General features: G+C 65.7%; 4 protein-coding genes. 2 read left to right on the top strand and 2 right to left on the bottom strand.

Annotated features, from left to right (window positions below):
- Together AC1VAN_RS14905 and AC1VAN_RS14900 are read left to right on the top strand one after the other, a co-directional pair.
- On the top strand, positions 1-737 hold a 737-nt coding region (locus tag AC1VAN_RS14905), incomplete at its 5' end, for an MBL fold metallo-hydrolase (RefSeq protein WP_480986088.1).
- A gap of 91 nt (positions 738-828) precedes the next feature.
- Positions 829-1,782 carry an alpha/beta fold hydrolase gene (locus AC1VAN_RS14900; RefSeq protein ID WP_282279406.1) on the top strand — a complete coding sequence of 318 codons (954 nt, stop codon included), beginning with the start codon at positions 829-831 and terminating at the stop codon, positions 1,780-1,782.
- A gap of 494 nt (positions 1,783-2,276) precedes the next feature.
- Here AC1VAN_RS14900 and AC1VAN_RS14895 read toward each other — a convergent pair whose 3' ends face one another.
- Both AC1VAN_RS14895 and AC1VAN_RS14890 read right to left on the bottom strand, forming a co-directional pair.
- Complete coding sequence (locus AC1VAN_RS14895) at positions 2,277-3,158, bottom strand: RNA polymerase sigma-70 factor (RefSeq protein WP_032976696.1); 882 nt, start codon at positions 3,156-3,158, stop codon at positions 2,277-2,279.
- Positions 3,159-3,241: 83 nt separating this feature from the next.
- Positions 3,242-3,649: a cupin domain-containing protein gene (locus AC1VAN_RS14890; RefSeq protein WP_442251666.1), complete on the bottom strand. Its 408-nt coding sequence runs from the start codon at positions 3,647-3,649 to the stop codon at positions 3,242-3,244.
- Positions 3,650-3,691: the final 42 nt, after the last annotated feature.

The raw sequence follows: 3,691 nt of genomic DNA, 5'->3' as shown, positions 1-3,691 counted from the left end.
AGATGTACCTGCCACAGGATGCGTTCGACTGGCCGGTGACCGTGATGGTGGTGCACAGTGGTGAGCGCACCATCCTGATCGACGCCGGCCTGGGCATGGACCCGGACCTGCAGCTGCCGCGCGCCGGCCAGCTGATCCGTCGCCTCGGCGCTGCCGGTATCGACCTGCGCGAGATCACCGATGTAGTGATCACGCACATGCACATGGACCACATCGGTGGCCTGCTGGTGGACGGAGTGAAAGCACAGCTGCGGGCGGACCTGAAGATCCACGTTGCGGCGTCGGAAGTGGCGTTCTGGAAGTCACCCGACTTCACCCGCACCAACATGCCGCAGGGGTTCCCGGACGCGCTTCGCGCAACGGCCACGCATTTCTGGGCCGAGTACGGCAGTTTCGTGCACACCTTCGAGGATGAGCATGAGATCGCACCGGGCGTAGTCGCGCGCCGCACCGGCGGCCACACGCCGGGCCACTGCGTGGTACGCGTTGCCTCGGGGGGCCAGGCGCTGACCTTTGCTGGCGATGCCGTGTTCGCCGTCGGTTTTGATCAACCGAACTGGCACAACGGTTTCGAGCACGACCCGGAGGAAGCGGCGCGGGTGCGCATTGAACTGCTCAATGCGCTGGCCGGCACCGGCGAGATGCTGGTGGCCACGCACCTGCCGTTCCCGTCGGTGGGCCGCGTGTCCCGCGAGGGCGATGCGTTCCGCTGGGTGCCGGCGTTCTGGGATTTTTGATCAAGTTTTCTGGACTTCACGTCACCAATGGTCCCGGACAGGGGCGCACAGTAGCCCCTGTCGAAACCCACCCATCCGCTGGAGGTCCACCATGAACACCGTTACCCGCACCCTCGCTGCAACTGCCCTGGCCCTGGCGATGCAGGCGGGCCTGTCCGCCCAGGCCGCCGCGCCGGCACACCCGTCCGCACCCAGCGCTGTCACGCGCACCGCCAGCACCATCACCACCGCCGATGGTGTGCAGCTGTACTACAAGGACTGGGGCCCGAAGAACGGGCCGGTGGTGACCTTCAGCCATGGCTGGCCACTGGATTCGGACAGCTGGGAATCGCAGATGATGTTCCTGGCGGACCACGGTTACCGGGTGGTCGCACACGACCGCCGTGGCCACGGTCGTTCCAGCCAGCCCTGGGAYGGCAACGACATGGATCACTAYGCCGATGATCTGGCCACGGTGATCAATACGCTGGACCTGAAGGACGTCACACTGGTGGGCTTCTCCACCGGCGGCGGCGAAGTGGCGCGGTACATCGGCCGCCATGGCACGGGACGGGTGAAGAAGGCCGTGCTGATCAGTTCGGTGCCGCCGTTCATGCTGAAGACCGCAGACAACCCCGGTGGCGTTCCGATCGAAGTGTTCGACGGCATCCGCAAGGCGCAGCTGGAGAACCGCTCGCAGCTGTACAAGGACATTCCGTCTGGTCCGTTCTATGGATTCAACCGACCGGGCGCGAAGGTCAACCAGGCGATGGTCGATGCATGGTGGGCGCAGGGCATGCTGGGTGGGCAGAAGAACACCTACGACTCGATCGCCGCGTTCTCGGCGACCGACTTCCGCGCTGACCTGCAGAAGTTCGATGTGCCGACCCTGGTGATCCACGGCGACGACGATCAGATCGTGCCGATCGACGTGGCGGGACGGATGTCGGCCAAGCTGATCAAGGGCGCCAGGCTGATCGTCTACCCGGGTGCGCCGCATGGTCTGACCGAGACCCACAAGGACAAGGTCAACCAGGACCTGCTGGCCTTCCTGCAGCAGAAGTAGCCACAAGGGCAGCCGTCAGGCAGCACGGAGAACCGCAGTAGAGCCACGCCATGCGTGGCTTCGCCGTGCATGAAGGCAACCGCATCCACGCATGGCGTGGATCTACTGGATCGACGCAGGGTGGAAAGCCCACCGGTAGAGCCACGCCATGCGTGGCTTTGCTGTGCATGAGAGCAACCGCATCCACGCATGGCGTGGATCTACTGGATTGACGCAGGGTGGACCGCCCGCCGGTAGAGCCACGCCATGCGTGGCTTTGCCGTGCATGAGAGCAACCGCATCCACGCATGGCGTGGATCTACTGGATTGACGCAGGGTGGAAAGCCCGCCGGCAGAGCCACGCCATGCGTGGCTTTGCCGTGCATGAAAGCAACCGCATCCACGCATGGCGTGGATCTACTGGATCGACACAGGGTGGAAAGCCCGCCGGTAGAGCCACGCCATGCGTGGCTTTGCCGTGTATGAGAGCAACCGCATCCACGCATGGCGTGGATCTACTGGATCGAGGTTGGCTGGTTCAGGCCCTGCAGCTTGTGCGGGTTGCGCTGCACCAGGATCTGCACGATCTGCTCGCCGTTGGTATCGAAGGCCATTGCCGATTCCAGCACCTCGTCGAAGTAACGCAGCAGCCCCAGTCGTCCATTGATCATGCTCGGCACCATGCGCAGCTGGTCCTTGCGCCGCAGGTGCGGGGCGTACAGCAGCTGTGCGATGCGTGCGCCGCCGACCATCGGTTTCGGGAAGCTGGTGACGATGCCGCCGCCATCGCCGATCAGCACGGCCGATTCGGCCATCAGGGCTTTCATCGTCCTGAAGTCGCCATTGGCGATGGCCTCTGCGAAACGCCGCATCAGTTTCTGGTGCACGTCCTGCGGCACGTTGTAGCGCGGTCGCTCCTGCCGCAGCTGCAGGCGTGCGCGGTGCACGATCTGCCGGCAGGCGGCTTCGGTCTTGTCCAGCGTGCGTGCCACCACGTCGTAATCCTGGTCGAACACATCGTGCAGCAGGAACGCGGCACGCGCGTCCGGGGCCAGCCGCTCCAGCACGTTGAGGAAGGCCACCGACAGATCACTGGCCGTTTCCAGCATGTACTCGGGTGTGCCGGTGTCTTCGGTGAGCAGCGGCTCGGGCAGCCACATGCCGACATAGTGCTCGCGCGTGCGCCGGGCCAGGCGCAGGCCATCGATGGCGCGGCGGGTGGTGGTGGCCACCAGCCAGGCTTCGGCGTTCTCGATGTCCTGCTGGTTGGCGCCATGCCAGCGCAGCCAGACATCCTGCACCACGTCCTCGGCCTCGTGCGAGGAGCCGAGCATGCGGTAGGCCACGCCGAACAGGCGCGGGCGTAGTCGGGTGAACAGTGCGGTGGGGTCGTCCATGCCAGCAGAGACGGGACAGCTCCGCCGATTGTGACACCGGCGGACCTGTGGGAGTGGCGGGTACTGCCCCGGACCGGTGGCGGTCAGCGTGGTGGCAGTACCGCCGGCTTGCCGATGTCCTTGATCAGGAACACGACGAATGTCGCCGGTTCGGTCTGGCTGGCATTGCGGCCGACGGTATGCAGATCGTCCGGGCCCTCATGGAAGGCCTCCCCCGGGCCGAGGGTGACCTCGCGGCCACCGGCCACGCCCATCACGATGCGGCCCTGCAGCACATAGACGAAGCCGTGGGCGTCGTGCCGGTGCACGGGATCGGCGCCGCCGGGTGGGTACTGCACCGTCAGGATCAGTGCTTCCTTGCCCGGCTGTTCCGGCAACGGACGGGTCATGACCTCGCGCACGATGGGCTCGGGCGCGGTGGCCGGCGGTGTGGCGGCGATGCTGGTCAACGGCAGCAGGGCCAGCAGCGCCAGGGAACGGAGAGAACGCATGGCAGGTCTCCAGCAGGAAAGTGTGCAGTCGACGCTCAGGCC

Source organism: Stenotrophomonas sp. 05L44_2, assembly GCF_056665995.1.
The sequence above is the reverse complement of the archived record's forward strand: the minus strand, read 5'-3'. Positions and strand labels throughout refer to the sequence as shown.

Bases quoted from the DNA above. Each gene is read 5' to 3' on its own strand.
- AC1VAN_RS14895 (WP_032976696.1), bottom strand. From the start codon at position 3,158: ATGGACGACCCCACCGCACTGTTCACCCGACTACGCCCGCGCCTGTTC.
- AC1VAN_RS14890 (WP_442251666.1), bottom strand. From the start codon at position 3,649: ATGCGTTCTCTCCGTTCCCTGGCGCTGCTGGCCCTGCTGCCGTTGACC.